Source organism: Mycobacterium sp. 5-140-3-2, assembly GCF_035666375.1.
GTDB lineage: Bacteria > Actinomycetota > Actinomycetes > Mycobacteriales > Mycobacteriaceae > Mycobacterium > Mycobacterium intracellulare.
This window is the reverse complement of sequence record NZ_CP142025.1, coordinates 4,474,749-4,489,638: the sequence shown is the minus strand read 5'-3', so window position 1 is coordinate 4,489,638 and position 14,890 is coordinate 4,474,749. Positions and strand designations below refer to the sequence as shown.

Genomic DNA, 14,890 nt, shown 5'->3' with positions numbered 1-14,890 from the left:
TGCCAACGGGGACCGACATGCCGCGCTTAGAGCCGCGAGGTGGACATCGCCTCGCCGAGCTTCTCCGGGATCTCGGGCACCCGCGCGATCGCGTCGAGCAGCGCGTGCGCGCAGGCGTCGGCGAGCTTGTCGGCGTCGGTGGTGGGGTCGATGATCCGTTGCCGGCAGATCTCGAAGGTCAGCGCCAGCCAGCCGTGCAGGATCACCCGCAGGTGCCGCTCGACGTCGGGTTCCATGCCCGTGTTCAGCTCGGTGAGCAGCTGGTTGATCCGGGACATGATGTGTTCCATCTGGCGGTTCTTGGCATCGTCCTCGACGCCCAGCAGCACCGGGTCGGACCGGCCCAGCCCGACGTACGCCGCCCAGGCGGCCTCCGGGTTCTGCTCGTGGTAGGCCATGTAGGCCAGCACGCCGACTCGGATCTCCTCGTACATGGTCAGACCGGTGACGTCGTCCATGTTGGTGTTCTCGTACAGGCGGTCGGCCTCGTCCTTGACCACCGCTGCGAAGAACGCTCGCTTGTCGGGGAAATAGTGGTACATCAGGGCCCGCGACACCCCGGCGCGTTCCGCGATCTCATCGATGCGGACCTCGTCGTAAGGTCGCTTCCCAAAAACCTCTGCCCCTAAAGCGAGCAGCTCAGCGCGCCGATCTTCGGGGGATAGACGCCTTCGGGCTGTCGGCATGTGTCAGATAGTACTCACACGACATGAGACGACCGCCACAATGGATTCACAGGCTTCATCCGAACTCCACGCCCTGGGCCAGCGGCAACTCACCGGAATAATTGACGGTATTGGTACTTTGGCGCATGTAGGCCTTCCACGAGTCCGTGCCGGATTCCCGCCCGCCGCCGGTTTCCTTCTCGCCGCCGAACGCGCCGCCGATCTCGGCGCCCGAGGTGCCGATGTTGACATTGGCGATTCCGCAGTCGGATTCGGCCAGGAACCGTTCGGCCTCGCGCAGGTCCGTGGTGAAGATGGACGACGAAAGCCCCTGTGGCACGGCGTTATTGAGGGCGATCGCGTCGCCCAGCCGGTCGTAGGTCAGCACGTAGAGGATGGGCGCGAAGGTCTCGGTCGCCACGACGGCGGTCTGAGCGGGCATGCGCACCACGGCCGGCGCGACGTAGTAGGCGCTCGGCTGCTCGCGACCCTGCGGGTGCCTGCGGTCGCCGTCGATGACCTCGCCGCCGTCGGCGCGCGCGGATTCCAGCGCCCCCACCATGTCGCGGTAGGCGGTCTCGTGGATCAGCGGCCCGACGAGCGTGCCCGGTGCGGACGGGTCGCCGATGGGCAGTCGCCGGAAGGCGGACACGACGCGGTCCACCACCTCGTCGGCCACCGATTCGTGGACGATGAGCCGGCGCAGGCTGGTGCAGCGCTGGCCGGCGGTGCCGGCGGCGGCGAACACCACGGCGCGCACCGCGAGGTCCAGGTCGGCCGACGGGGTCACGATGGCGGCGTTGTTGCCGCCCAGCTCCAGCAGCACCCGGCCGAACCGCGCGGCGACGCGGGGGCCCACCTCGCGGCCCATCCGCACCGAACCGGTCGCGGACACCAGCGCGACCCGGGGGTCGTCGACCAGCAGCCCGCCGAGGTCGCGGTCGCCGAGCACCAGGGAGCTCACCGCGGGCGGGGCGCCGACGTCGGCCGCGGCGCGGGCGATCAGCGCCTGGGTGGCCAGCGCCGTCAACGGCGTCAGCTCCGAGGGCTTCCACACCACGGGGTCCCCGCACACCAGGGCCAGCGCGGCGTTCCACGCCCACACGGCGACCGGGAAGTTGAACGCGGTGATCACTCCGACCACGCCGAGCGGGTGCCAGGTCTCCAGCAGCCGGTGCCCGGGCCGTTCCGACGCGATGGTGCGCCCGTACAGCTGGCGCGACAGGCCGACGGCGAACTGGCAGACGTCGATCATCTCCTGCACCTCGCCGGCCGCCTCGGAGGTGATCTTGCCGACCTCGACGGTCACCAGGGTGGCCAGCTCGCGCTTGTGTTCGGTCAGCAACTCGGCCAGCCGCGCCACCAGCGCGCCGCGCACCGGCGCGGGCGTGGTTCGCCACACCGAAAACGCTTGGGCCGCTTCGGCGATCGCCCGCTCGGCGCGCTCGGGCGTGGTGGGGGCGACGGTGAAGAGCACCTCGCCGGTGATCGGCGTGCTGGCCGGCAGCCCATGGGCGTCCGGCTCGCCGAGGCTCGCGGTGACGCCGATCGCGTCGAATGCCCCCAGCACCCGGGCGCGTAACTGTTCGGTGGTCATGCGCAGGCCTCCTCGTAGAGTGCGTAGGGGTTGGCGATGTCGCGGCCGATCGCCCCGGCCAGGCACTGCGCGTCGTAGCCGGATTCGTCTGGCGCGTCGGCGGTTTCGGCGTCGCTGTCCAGGTTCGACCGGAAGATGCCCGCCGCCGACGCCGGCAGGAAGTCCTCGTAGACGATCGGCGCCGACGGGTCACCGCCGCGGTAGTAGCCCAGCCCCTCGGCGGCCATCTGCTCGTCGGTGGGCGGAAAGTGCTCCGCCCACACCGCGGCCGGGTCGGCGGCGCTCATCGCGGCGTCGTAGCGCGCGCGGCCCTTCGGGGTCAGCGCGACACCGCGGGCCTCCACCTCGCCGAAGCGCACCCGCAGCGCCCCCTCGGTGATCCGGCCGTCGGCGCCGCGGAACCGGCGGGGTTCGGCCAGGGCGCGAAAAGAGGTCTGGCGCAACAGAACCGCCGGCCCGTCGGTGCGCGGCGGCCCCTGGATGGCGTCGATCATCGTGATGCCCCGCCCGGTCATCCGCCGGTACAGATCGTCGATGTCGAGGACGCGCGGCGTCAGGTGGTTGAGGTGGGTGGAGCCGACGCCGGCGATGTCGGCGGCCACCGCGGACACCCGCGACAACTCGTCGTACCAGGACTTGTCGATGGGCTCGGCCGACAAGGCGAACGCCGCCACCGCCGCCGCGACGAACTCGTGCGCGCAGTCGCGGGCGCAGCCGCCGTCGGCGGCGATGGTGCGCGCGCCGGCGAGCAACGCGGGATCGAACAGCCGGCGGCGCGCCAGGAAGGCCTCGACGCGGCGGCGCAGGTCATGGTCGAAGAAGCGCGCGTCGCGCGTGGCCAGCATCGAGGTGAACACTCGAAAAGGGTTGAGCGACAGCTCGTTTGCATCGACGGGCCGGAAGGCGGTCGACACCACCGGGACGGGGGAGGCCGCGCAGCGCAGGTCGTAATAGCCGACCGGGAGCATGCCGAACGCGGCGAACAGGTCGGCGACCGCGGCCAAATCGGCCGGGCTGCCGACACGGATGGCGCCGTGCCGCTCGGCGGTGACGCGCCGCAGCGAGCCGAACCGTTCGGCGTCGGGCTGGCGCGCCACGACATCGGCGTTGACCTGCTCGCTCACCGCGACCAGGGTGCCGTAAGCGGGCACCTCGGCGGCGTACATCGCCGAGAGGCCCGCCGCGAACAACGCGCGAAGCTGCCACGCCGGCAGCCATTTCGCGCGGGTCACGGCGCGCCGTTCCTGCGATAGTCTCCGGCCATGAGTGAGACGCTCGACGATGTCGACCGGATCCTGGTGCGCGAACTGGTCGCCGACGGGCGCGCGACGCTGGCGGAGCTGGCGGCCAGCGCCCGGCTGTCGGTGTCGGCGGTCCAGTCGAGGGTGCGCCGCCTCGAGGCCCGCGGCGTGATCGCCGGATACTCGGCGCGCGTCGACCCGGAGGCCGTCGGGCACCTGCTGTCGGCGTTCGTGGCCATCACTCCTCTGGATCCCTCTCAACCCGATGATGCGCCCGCCCGCCTCGAGCACATCGAGGAAATCGAATCGTGTCACTCGGTGGCCGGCGAAGAAAGCTACGTCCTGCTGGTGCGCGTCGCGTCCGCCCGGGCGCTCGAGGACCTGCTGCAGCGGATCCGGACGGCCGCGAACGTCAAGACCCGCAGCACCATCATCCTGAATACTTTTTACGCGGATAGGCAGCATATTCCATAAATTATCCTGGCACAGCGCCATAATAGTGTAAAAATACGTCGTCATGCCCGTAGCATGGGCGTCATGACGGCCGCCCTGGAACGTTTCGCCCGCGCCGGTCGCCGCCCGGACGGCGACCGCGATCCCGGCCGCGTCCATGAGGTGCTGGCGCGCAGCATGCTGATCGACGGCTTCGACTTCGTCCTGGATCTGGACCGCTCGCGCGGCTCCTACCTCTATGACGCCCGCGACGGCCGGCGCTACCTCGACATGTTCTCGTTCTTCGCCTCCTCGGCTTTGGGCATGAACCACCCGGCGCTGGCCGGCGACGACGCATTCCGGGCGGAGCTCGTCGCCGCCGCGCTGAACAAGCCCAGCAATTCCGACGTGTACTCGGTGGCGATGGCCCGTTTCGTCGAGACGTTCGCCCGGGTGCTGGGCGACCCGGCGCTGCCGCACCTGTTCTTCGTCGACGGCGGGGCGCTCGCGGTGGAGAACGCGCTCAAGGTGGCGTTCGACTGGAAGAGCCGGTTCAACGAGGCGCGCGGCCTCGACCCCGCGCTGGGCACCCGGGTGCTGCACCTGCGCGGCGCCTTCCACGGCCGCAGCGGCTACACGCTGTCGCTGACCAACACCAACCCGGTCACCGTGGATCGCTTCCCCACGTTCGACTGGCCGCGCATCGACGCCCCCTATATCCGGCCGGGGGCCGACGTGGCCGCGCTCGAGGCCGCGTCGCTGGCCCAGGCCCGCGCGGCCTTCGAGGCCCACCCGCACGACATCGCCTGCTTTGTGGCCGAACCGATCCAGGGCGAAGGCGGGGACCGCCACTTCCGGCCGGAGTTCTTCGCCGCCATGCGCGAGCTGTGCGACCGGCACGATGCGCTGCTGATCTTCGACGAGGTTCAGACCGGTTGCGGCCTGACCGGAACCGCTTGGGCCTACCGGCAATTCGGCGTGCAACCCGACGTGGTCGCATTCGGCAAGAAGACCCAGGTGTGCGGCATCATGGCGGGCCGCCGCGTCGACGAGGTCGCCGACAACGTGTTCGCGGTGCCGTCCCGGCTGAACTCCACGTGGGGCGGCAACCTGGCCGACATGGTGCGCGCCCGCCGCATCCTGGAGGTGATCGAGGCCGACGAACTCTTCGATCGCGCCGCCGCCCAGGGCGCCTACCTGCTGGGCTGCCTCGAGCAACTCGCCGCCGAGTTCCCCGGCGTCGTCCTCGAGCCCCGCGGCCGCGGGCTGATGTGCGCGTTCAGCCTGCCGAGCGCCGCCGACCGCGACGAGCTGATCCGCCGGCTGTGGCGGCGCGCGGTGATCGTGCTGCCCTCGGGCCGCGACGGCGTCCGGTTCCGCCCGGCGCTGACCGTCACGCGCGCCGAGATCGACGCCGCGATGCGGGCCATTCGCGGCGCCCTGACCGACCGGCCCTGACGGCCTGACCAGAGCCCCGGGCCGTTTGCCCCGGTTTGTCCGGGGGTATTTCTTAGACCCGCCGCCGGGGGGCGTCGCCGCGAGGGTTGTAACCAAAACGACGCGGCTAGCGATGAACGTAGGCGGGCCGAATCCGGGGAGGTGAGGACGATGCAGAAAGCAGGCCAGCGACCAGGCGGTGACCGCCTGGGACAGGAAGACCGCGAGGTGCTCGCCGCCGTCCGGTTCGCCGCCGCGGCGACGGCCGGCGCCGTCGGCTTCCTGCTGATCGCCGCGGTGTGGGTGAGCACGTGTCCGGCCGGGGGCGTCGACACGGTGGCCTGCGGCCCGCCGCAGCGCACCCTGCTGGCGATCGGCGGTCCGATGATCGCGCTGGCCGGCGGGATCTGGGCGTTCGTGCGCACCTACCGCGTGTGGAAGGCCCGCGGAACCTGGTGGGGGTGGCAGGGCGCCGGGTGGTTCCTGCTGACCGTCATGGCGCTGATGGTCGCCATGGGCGTCGCCCCGATCGCCGGTCCGGTGCTGGCTCTTTAGGTTTGCCTCCCCGGGATCTAACGTTGATGGTGCGCTGAGGAGCAGGGAGCAGCCATGGGAGACACCTATCACGACCCCGTCGACCATCTCAGGACCACGCGGCCGCTCGCTGGCGAGTCGCTGATCGACGTCCTGCACTGGCCGGGGTACCTGTTGGTGGTCGCGGGGGTGATCGGCACCTGCGGGAGCCTGGCGGCCTTCGCGACCGGACACCACCATGAGGGCATGACCGCGGGCGTCACCGCCGTCGTCGCCGCGGTGCTGGGTCTGATCTGGCTGGGCTTGGAGCACCGGCGGATACGCAGGCTCGCGGATCGCTGGTACTCCGAACATCCCGAGGTGCAGCGGCAAAGGCCCGCCAGCTAGGGGGCCGTCCGCGCATGCGGCGCCCCGCTTTTCCCGGGTGACCTGCCACGACGTCGCCCGCGGTCAGATCCTGCCGGAAACCCGAATCCGAGATTACGGGCGCCGTCGAGTGGGTATCAGGTGTGCACCATGATGAGTGCCGAAACGGTTGCGTTTGCTTGGACAAAAATGGCGTCACCCCATCATGGGGGACAGAAACACGAGCACATCGACATAAATGCCCACTGCGACCACCAGCAAGACGATCAGCGTGACCCCGGCGATTACTGCGACGCGCCTAAGCCGGCGCGTCCGGTCTGTATCGGTCGCGTCAGGCCCGTCCATGGCGGGCCGGATACCCGGCGGCGATCATGACTGACCGGCTCGAACGCACGGTCCACGGCGGGCTGCGGAGCAGTAGTAGTGTCAGTCAAACCATGCCGGGAGACCATATGAACGATGCTGGATCGCACGCTAACAAGCGTCCGCGCGGCCATCGCGCCGTCGAACTTCACGTCGCAGCTCGGCTGGAGAACCTCGCGATGCTGCGCACCCTGGTCGGCGCGATCGGCACCTTCGAGGACCTGGATTTCGATGCGGTGGCGGACCTGCGACTCGCGGTCGATGAGGTGTGCACCAGGTTGATTCGCTCGGCCACTCCCGACGCGACGCTGAGCGTCGTGGTCGATCCGCAGGACGACCAATTGGTGGTGGAGGCTTCCGCGGCATGCGACACCCACGATGTGGTGTCGCCCGGCAGCTTCAGTTGGCATGTGCTGACGTCGTTGGCCGACGACGTGCAGACTTTTCACGATGGTCGCGAACCCAATGAAACCGGCAGTGTTTTCGGCATCACACTGACGGCGCGACGGGCGGCCTCCAGCAGGTGACACCGCGAGCTGCCGGCGGTTCGGTCTCGCGTCCGAACGAGTACGCCGATGTTCCGGACATGTTCCGTGAGTTGGCCTCCGTCGCGGCCGATTCCATGGAACTTCAGCGCCAACGGGACAAGATCGTCGAGCGCTGCCTTCCGCTGGCCGACCACATCGCGCGCCGCTTCGAGGGCCGCGGCGAGCCGCGCGACGACCTCGTCCAGGTGGCGCGCGTCGGGTTGGTCAACGCGGTGGTGCGTTTCGACGTCGACGCCGGCTCCGACTTCGTTTCGTTCGCGGTGCCCACGATCATGGGCGAGGTCCGCCGCCACTTCCGCGACAACAGCTGGTCGGTCAAGGTGCCACGGCGCCTCAAGGAACTGCACTTGCGGCTCGGCACCGCCACCGCCGATCTGTCCCAACGGCTGGGCCGTGCGCCCACCGCGACCGAACTCGCCGCCGAGCTCGAGATGGACCGCGAAGAGGTGGTCGAGGGCCTGGTCGCCGGCAGCTCCTACAACACCTTGTCGATCGACAGTGGGGGCGGGGGCGAGGAAGAGGAAGCTCGCGCGATCGCCGACACCCTCGGCGACGTGGACACCGGCCTGGACCGCATCGAAGACCAGGAATCGTTGCGCCCGTTGCTCGAGGCGCTGCCCGAGCGGGAACGAACGGTGTTGGTGCTGCGGTTCTTCGAGTCGATGACGCAGACGCAGATCGCCGAGCGGGTCGGCATCTCACAGATGCACGTCTCGCGCCTACTGGCGAAATCGCTAACGCGGCTGCGGGACCAATTGCAATAGCGGCCGGGGGTTTTCGCCCTCATCGACCCGCAGCGGCTCGAGCAGCGGCTCGGCCTTCGGCGTCGTCACCGGGAGCGTGCCGTCCGGATCGCAGACGCGCAGCAACCTCGACACCGCCGGGCTCGGCGCCATGGCCCACGACACCTGCGCGGCCGAGCACACCACGTTGATCCGGTGCAGGGTCGAAAAGCCCGCGGTGCCAATGAACTTCAGGCCGCGCAGGTCGAGGATCACCCGCCGGGAGCGGTTGACGCTCTGTTGGACGTACGCGGCGAGCTGATCCGCATTGGCCGCGTCGAGCTCACCGTCGACCGTGATCAGGGTGCCCGTCGGGCCCCACCGGGCGGTGAACTGCGCCGTGCGGCTTTGTTGCCACGATTGCGCCACAGACATTGCTGACTCCATCCGTGCGGAGGATTCCTGCTGTGGAATACGTCAGCCGACTGCAAAAAGTTCGCAGAAGCAGGGAGTTTCGCCTGTCCCCACGCCAACAACGTACCCCGGGCGGCGGCTGTGAACTCAACCTTGCCCGCCACCCTACTCGTGGTGGCCAGGGGCGACAACGCTCCCGGTGATCCCGGTGAAGTCCGTCGGGCCGCTACTTGATCTCGGCCAGCACCGTGCCCTGCGTGATGGCCGCACCGGGCTCGACCGCGAGCCCGGTGATGACGCCGTCCTTGTGCGCGGTGACCGGGTTCTCCATCTTCATCGCCTCGAGGACCACCACCAGGTCGCCGGCGGTAACCTCCTGGCCCTCCTCGACGGCGACCTTGACCACGGTGCCCTGCATGGGCGCGGTGACCGCGTCGCCGGAGGCGGCCGCACCGGCGTGCGCCCCCCGCTTACGGGCCTTGGGCTTCTTGCGGATGACACCCGCCTCGCCGCCGCCGGAGCCCCCGCCCGACAGCGCCAGGTCACCGGGCAGCGACACCTCGAGCCGGCGGCCGCCGACCTCCACGACGACCTTCTGGCGGGGCCGGGCGTCGGCTTCGTCGTCCAGGGGCTCGCCGGCGGTGAACGGTTCGATGGTGTTGTCCCACTCGGTCTCGATCCAGCGCGTGTGGACCGAGAAGCTCTCGCCGTCACCGATGAACGCCGGGTCACTCACGACGGCGCGGTGGAACGGGATGACCGTGGCGAGCCCCTCGACGTGGAATTCGTCCAGGGCGCGACGGGAGCGGGCCAGCGCCTCCTCGCGGGTGGCGCCGTACACGATCAGCTTGGACAGCATGGAGTCGAACTGCCCGCCGATGACCGAACCGGCCTCGACGCCCGAATCCAGCCGGACCCCGGGCCCGGTCGGGATGTCGTAGCGGGTGACCGGGCCGGGCGCCGGCAGGAAGCCTCGCCCGGCGTCCTCGCCGTTGATCCGGAACTCGATGGCGTGCCCGCGCGGGGTGGGGTCCTCGGTGAGGTCCAGCTTCTCGCCGTTGGCGATCTTGAACTGCTGCAGCACCAGGTCGATGCCGGCGGTCTCCTCGGTGACCGGGTGCTCGACCTGCAGGCGCGTGTTGACCTCCAGGAAGGAGATCAGGCCGTCCTGGCCGACCAGGTATTCGACGGTCCCGGCGCCGTAGTAGTGGGCCTCCTTGCAGATTCGCTTGGCCGACTCGTGGATCTCCTTGCGCTGCGCGTCGGTCAGGAACGGCGCGGGCGCCTCTTCCACCAGCTTCTGGAACCGGCGCTGCAGCGAGCAGTCGCGGGTGCCGGCGACGATGACGTTGCCGTGCTGGTCGGCGATCACCTGCGCCTCCACGTGGCGCGGCTTGTCCAGGTAGCGCTCGACGAAGCACTCGCCGCGGCCGAACGCCGCGACGGCCTCACGCACGGCCGACTCGTAGAGGTGCGGGATCTCCTCGATGGTGCGGGCCACCTTCATGCCGCGGCCGCCGCCGCCGAAGGCGGCCTTGATCGCGATCGGCACGCCGTACTCCTTGGCGAATGCCACCACCTCGTCGGCGTCCTTGACGGGGTCGGGGGTGCCGGGCACCAGCGGCGCCTGGGCGCGGGCGGCGATGTGGCGGGCGGTGACCTTGTCACCGAGGTCGCGGATGGACTGCGGGCTGGGGCCGATCCAGATCAGGCCTGCGTCTAGCACAGCCTGAGCGAAATCGGCGTTCTCCGAGAGGAATCCGTAGCCGGGGTGCACGGCGTTGGCGCCGGACTTGGCCGCCGCGTCGAGGAGCTTGCCGAAGTCCAGGTAGGACTCCGCGGACGTCTGACCGCCCAACGCGAACGCCTCGTCGGCCAGCCGCACGTGCGGCGCGTCGGCGTCGGGTTCGGCGTACACCGCCACGCTGGACAGGCCCGCGTCGCGGGCCGCGCGGATCACCCGGACAGCGATCTCGCCGCGGTTGGCGACGAGGACTTTGGAGATCCTCGAGCTGGCGTGACTGGCCACAGCGCCTCCTGTATGGCATCGGTCGCAGACGTATTTCTGCGGGGCTTCTCTAAGAGAATTTCTTACAACGAGTTCTCGGGAAGTCTAAGCGCCGCGCCGTTGGGCCGACGAGGCGGTCCGGGTTTATCCGGTCGACTCGCGCAGCCTGCGCTTGATGCGCGCGAGCATCGCCGACAGGCCGCGCAATCGCAGCGGGCTGATCAGCGCGGCCAACCCGAGGTCGTCGTAGAAATCCTCGGGCACCGCCAGGATTTCGGCGGCCGGCTGCTCGTCCAGGCCGGTGGCCAGGATCGACGCGAAACCCCGGGTGGTCGGCGATTCGGCGGGCGCGCTGAAGTGCAACCGCACCCGGTTCGGGTCGCTGGCGTCGACGTGCAGAAACAGCGGCGTCTGGCACTCGGGCACCGGCTCCATGGCCCGCTCTTCGAGCTCGGGCGGCAGGTCCGGCAGCTCGTCGGCGAATTCCAGCAGCAGCTTCAGCTTGTCCTGGCCCTCGACCTCGGCGAAGTCGGAGACCACCTCGGCCAGCGGCGCGGGCATGCTCATGACGAACCCATCAAACGGAGACGGGCCCCGGTGCCGGTCCCGGTTCGGGGCCCGCGACGATCGGGGTGCGCACGGTGTTGCCCCACTCGGTCCACGACCCGTCGTAGTTGCGCACGCCGGGCTTGCCCAGCAGGTGCGTCAGGACGAACCACGTGTGGCTGGACCGTTCGCCGATGCGGCAGTACACGACGGTCTTGTCGTCGGGCTCGAGGAAGCCATAGAGCTCCTCGAGTTCCTCGCGGCTGCGGAAGCGGCCGCTCTCGTCGACCGCCTTGGCCCACGGGATCGACCGGGCGGTGGGGATGTGGCCGCCGCGCAGCACGCCCTCCTCGGGGTACTCGGGCATGTGCGTGCGTTTGCCGGTGTACTCGTCGGGCGAGCGCACGTCGATCAGCGGCTGGCTGCCGAGGATCCCCAGCACGTCGTCCTTGAAGGCGCGGATGGGCTCGTCGTTGCGCGTGACGACGGGGTAGCCGGTGGACGTCTTGGTGGGGACGTCCAGCGTGGTCTCCCGGCGTTCGGCCAGCCACAGGTCGCGGCCGCCGTTGAGTAGGCGCACGTCCGGGTGGCCGAACAACGTGAACACCCACAGCGCATAGGCGGCCCACCAGTTGCTCTTGTCGCCGTAGATCACCACGGTGTCGTCGCGGGCGATGCCCTTGCGGTCCATCAACTCAGCGAACTGCGCACCGTCGATGTAGTCGCGGACCCGCGGGTCGTTGAGATCGGTGTGCCAGTCGACTTTCACCGCACCGGGGATGTGGCCCACGTCATAGAGCAGCACGTCCTCGTCGGACTCGACGATCACCAGGCCGGGGGTGCCCAGGTGGGCCGACAGCCAGTCGGCCGTGACCAGTCGCTCGGGGTGGGCGTAGTTCGACAGTGTCGGGCTTGGATCGGGGGGTAATGCCACGCTGCCGAGCCTACTCATCCCGGGATTTCGTCACCAACGTCGACTAGCCTCGATCTTTCTTGAGGTGGGTTGGTTGTTGTCGATTGGTCGGTTGTTGCCGGTGCGGTGGGTTGGGCGTGGAGCGTCCCCGGCGCTGGGTCGCCGGTTCTCCTGGGTCCTGGGCCGTAGGGATGTTGTGGTGAATTCAATTGAGTGCGGCGAGGTTTCGTTGACCCCTGGTCAGTAGTTCTGACCAGGGCCATCGTCTGCTCAGGCGCAGGATGCGACGGCGTCCGGTGGTGATGACCCGGCCGGCCACCGAAAGCAGGCGCAGGCGCAGTCGTTTGGGTTCCCAGCTGCGGGCGGGGTGATCGGGCCAGGCCAGTAGTTGGGTCCAGGTCAGCAGCTCGTAGGCCAGAGCGGCCAGCTCGAGCCAGATCTCGTTCTTGCCGAAGGCCTGCAGCGGCAGGTTGGCCAGGCCGGTGTCTTTGAGGGTGCGGATGCGGTCCTCGGCGCGGGCCCGCAGTCGGTGGCGTACTTCGAGGTCGGCGAGTCGCCCGCCGGTGGTGTTGGTGGCGAACATCGTGATGCGCCAGCCGTGGGCATCGGTGATGCGCAGTTGGGCACCGGGATGTGGGAGCCTGTCACGAATTTTGTGTAAGTCAGAGGTGATTTGACTACGAATTGTAGTCTAACACAACGGAATTCGTCCCGGGAACAGTCTGGCGAGTGTGTTCAATGCCACAGTCCAGTTGTACGTTCCGGTGCCCGAGAATCCTCCTCTGTCGCTGGAGATGTTGCGCAATCCGAGATACAGCAACTTCATCGCGGCGTCCTTGTCGGGGAAATGGCCGCGGTTTTTGGTGATCTTGCGCAGCTGGAAGTTGATCGACTCGATGGCGTTGGTGGTGTAAACGATCTTGCGCAGCTCCACCGGATAATCCAGGAACGGCACGAACTCTGGCCAGGCGTTGCGCCAAACGTCGATTGCCCCAGGATATTGGGCCCCGTAGGCGGTGTCGAACTCTTTGAGCGCGAGCTCGGCGGCCTCGGTGGTCGACGCGCCATAGATCGCGCGCATCGAGGTCGCGACCTTCTTGCGGTCCTTGTAGGACACGAAGCGCATGGCGTTGCGGATGACGTGCACCACGCAGGTCTGCACCACGGTGTCGGGAAAGGTCGAGCGGATCGCATCAGGCAGCCCGGTCAGCCCGTCGCAGCAGGCGATCAGGATGTCGCGCACCCCGCGGTTGCGCAGGTCGATGACGACTTTCTGCCAGAATTTGGCGCCCTCGGAGTCTTGGATCCAGACCCCCAGGGCGTGTTTGCGGCCCTCCAGATCCACCCCGATGGCCAGATAGGCCACCTTGGTCGTGACCACCCCGTTGTCCTTGATGCGCAACCGCAGCCCGTCGATGTAGAGGATGGGATAGACCTCATCGAGCGGGCGGGACTGCCAGGCCTTGATCTCATCGACCACGACGTCGGTGACATTAGAGATCAGCTCGCGCGACACGGCAGCCCCGTACACCTCCTGCAGATGGGCTTCAATGTCGCGGGTGGTCATCCCGCGCGAATACAGCGACAACACAACGGAATTGATGTTATTGAGTCGGCGGGTCTTCTTGGGCACGATCGCCGGCTCGAACGATCCGTTGCGGTCGCGCGGCACGGAGATATCCACTGGACCGTTGACCGTGGACACCGTCTTCGAGCTGAACCCGTTGCGCGAATTGCCCGACCCGCGCCCGGCCAGATCCCCGGACTCATAGCCCAGATGATGAGTCATCTCGGTCTGCAGCGAGCGCTCCAGCACCGCCTTAGTCAACTCATTGAGCAAACCGTCCGCGCCGTCGATCGGAGTGCCCGACTTCACCGCATCCTTGATCAGCGAATCCAGCGTCTCCGCCGAAAACGTCTCGGCCAGCCGCCGCGCCGCCGACTTCTCCTCAGCCGACGACTGCGTGGTCTTCGTCACAAAACACTCCTTCTGTCCGCCCCAACGGCGGTCCGATCTTGGACCACCCCGGACTTACACAGATGGAATGACACGCCCGGATGTGGGCGTTCCCGGCGGGCGATCACCCGCATCCCTGGCGGCCAGCCAACGAACGTCGCCGGCAGCCAGCGGGTCAGTTCGGCAACCTGAGCGCCCTCGCGCAGACACCCATCGGCGTCCTTAGCGCGCCGCCAGGCCTGGCGTGGCAGGGCGGCCAGGGCATCCAGCACGGGTTGGCGACCGTAGACACCGACCGAGTAGGACAGACCCAGGTGGTGGATGTGCCAGAGGAATTCCTTGACTCCCGAACCGGTGTCGCCTCGCACCAGCACCCGATCGCGCACCCCCTGGGGCAGTTGGGCCAACGCGGCATCAAGGACCGCGATCTGATCGGCGGCGTCGCTGGCGTTGGCCCGCCCGGGACGCAACATCGCCGCCAACGGCTCCCCGGTACCGCCGGCACCGTGATCAACGAACGCCATCATCGGATGAAACCCGTATCCCCGCTTGAAGTTCGGGGTCGCGCCTTCTTTATCCGAATGCGCCCCGATCAAGGTGGCGTCCAGATCGACGACGACCTCCCCAGCTACAGGAACCGGGCAGCACAGCTGCCACACCGTCGCCCGCGCGCTCGCCCGCGCATGACGGATCGCGGCGATCGCCGCGGCGGGATCCCCGCCGAGAGTCTCCAGCAGCCGGCTGATCGTGGGATCAGAGGCCACCGCACCGAACAACTCCGGCTGAGCACGCAGCAGCGCCGCATCGGCCAAGCAGTCACCGCCGAGCGCGATCGCCACCGCCAGATCCAGCACCATTTTGCCCGGATCGTGGACCGAGCGCGGCGCCCGCCACGACCGCAGCTGATCCGAGAGAACCGACGTCAAGCCGCTGACCTGCGCAGTCTGCACGAGCAGCGCCGCACCAGTCGAGGAAATCAACGACTCGCGACCAGCCTCGACCCTAAACCCACCACAACGGCTACGCTTCACCTACGGAGTGCCTTCCCGCTTGCAGAACATGGACCCTAGACAAGTCACATTTTCTCAAGCAGGACAGGCACTTCCGTGCATCACACGCCCGTCACCACCCCATCTTCACGAAAGAT

Annotated in this window: 15 protein-coding genes and 1 pseudogene; 6 read left to right on the top strand and 10 right to left on the bottom strand. The window is 68.5% G+C overall.

The window, feature by feature from the left end; all coding sequences use genetic code 11:
• Positions 1-26 precede the first annotated feature (26 nt).
• From P6281_RS20935 to hglS, 3 genes are read right to left on the bottom strand one after another with little or no spacing between them, the layout of a single operon-like run.
• Complete coding sequence (locus P6281_RS20935) at positions 27-686, bottom strand: TetR/AcrR family transcriptional regulator (RefSeq protein WP_009953255.1); 660 nt, start codon at positions 684-686, stop codon at positions 27-29.
• 55 nt (positions 687-741) lie between these two features.
• Positions 742-2,262: an L-piperidine-6-carboxylate dehydrogenase gene (gene amaB / locus P6281_RS20930; protein ID WP_009953254.1), complete on the bottom strand. Its 1,521-nt coding sequence runs from the start codon at positions 2,260-2,262 to the stop codon at positions 742-744.
• Positions 2,259-3,494, bottom strand: a complete 1,236-nt coding sequence (hglS, locus tag P6281_RS20925; RefSeq protein ID WP_201358426.1) for a 2-oxoadipate dioxygenase/decarboxylase — start codon at positions 3,492-3,494, stop codon at positions 2,259-2,261. Before hglS ends, amaB begins: the two co-directional genes overlap by 4 nt.
• Before the next feature lie 30 nt (positions 3,495-3,524).
• Here hglS and P6281_RS20920 point away from each other — a divergent pair, with 30 nt between their 5' ends.
• From P6281_RS20920 to P6281_RS20895, 6 genes are all read left to right on the top strand, one after another.
• Entirely contained in the window at positions 3,525-3,977 is a 453-nt protein-coding gene (locus tag P6281_RS20920) for an Lrp/AsnC family transcriptional regulator (RefSeq protein ID WP_008259938.1), read from the top strand.
• Between the two features lie 63 nt (positions 3,978-4,040).
• Entirely contained in the window at positions 4,041-5,393 is a 1,353-nt protein-coding gene (gene lat, locus P6281_RS20915) for an L-lysine 6-transaminase (RefSeq protein ID WP_041785784.1), read from the top strand.
• Between the two features lie 150 nt (positions 5,394-5,543).
• Positions 5,544-5,927, top strand: a complete 384-nt coding sequence (locus P6281_RS20910) for a hypothetical protein (protein ID WP_008259934.1) — start codon at positions 5,544-5,546, stop codon at positions 5,925-5,927.
• 54 nt (positions 5,928-5,981) lie between these two features.
• A complete protein-coding gene (usfY, locus tag P6281_RS20905) occupies positions 5,982-6,293 on the top strand; it encodes a protein UsfY (protein ID WP_324738510.1) in 312 nt (103 codons plus the stop codon).
• Positions 6,294-6,724: 431 nt separating this feature from the next.
• Positions 6,725-7,162: an ATP-binding protein gene (locus tag P6281_RS20900; RefSeq protein ID WP_008259930.1), complete on the top strand. Its 438-nt coding sequence runs from the start codon at positions 6,725-6,727 to the stop codon at positions 7,160-7,162.
• The gene (locus P6281_RS20895) at positions 7,159-7,947 is read left to right on the top strand and encodes an RNA polymerase sigma factor SigF (RefSeq protein WP_008259929.1); all 789 of its coding nucleotides are present in this window, start codon (positions 7,159-7,161) and stop codon (positions 7,945-7,947) included. The genes P6281_RS20900 and P6281_RS20895 overlap by 4 nt, the downstream gene beginning before the upstream one ends.
• On the opposite strand, the gene P6281_RS20890 is transcribed toward P6281_RS20895, so the two are convergent.
• From P6281_RS20890 to P6281_RS20860, 7 genes and pseudogenes are all read right to left on the bottom strand, one after another.
• Entirely contained in the window at positions 7,918-8,352 is a 435-nt protein-coding gene (locus P6281_RS20890) for an STAS domain-containing protein (protein ID WP_029384334.1), read from the bottom strand. The two genes, P6281_RS20895 and P6281_RS20890, sit on opposite strands and share 30 nt — an antisense overlap.
• A 193-nt stretch (positions 8,353-8,545) precedes the next feature.
• Complete coding sequence (locus P6281_RS20885) at positions 8,546-10,348, bottom strand: acetyl/propionyl/methylcrotonyl-CoA carboxylase subunit alpha (RefSeq protein ID WP_202349376.1); 1,803 nt, start codon at positions 10,346-10,348, stop codon at positions 8,546-8,548.
• Between the two features lie 123 nt (positions 10,349-10,471).
• Positions 10,472-10,894: a SufE family protein gene (locus tag P6281_RS20880; RefSeq protein WP_009953247.1), complete on the bottom strand. Its 423-nt coding sequence runs from the start codon at positions 10,892-10,894 to the stop codon at positions 10,472-10,474.
• Between the two features lie 10 nt (positions 10,895-10,904).
• Positions 10,905-11,807: a sulfurtransferase gene (locus tag P6281_RS20875; protein WP_014380993.1), complete on the bottom strand. Its 903-nt coding sequence runs from the start codon at positions 11,805-11,807 to the stop codon at positions 10,905-10,907.
• Positions 11,808-11,991: 184 nt separating this feature from the next.
• Positions 11,992-12,435: pseudogene (locus P6281_RS20870) on the bottom strand (transposase); the annotation flags it as partial.
• Positions 12,436-12,477: 42 nt separating this feature from the next.
• Positions 12,478-13,713, bottom strand: a complete 1,236-nt coding sequence (locus P6281_RS20865; protein WP_046187329.1) for an IS256 family transposase — start codon at positions 13,711-13,713, stop codon at positions 12,478-12,480.
• A gap of 47 nt (positions 13,714-13,760) precedes the next feature.
• Positions 13,761-14,774, bottom strand: coding sequence for an IS1380 family transposase (locus P6281_RS20860; RefSeq protein ID WP_324738509.1), 1,014 nt, complete (start codon positions 14,772-14,774; stop codon positions 13,761-13,763).
• Positions 14,775-14,890 lie beyond the last annotated feature (116 nt).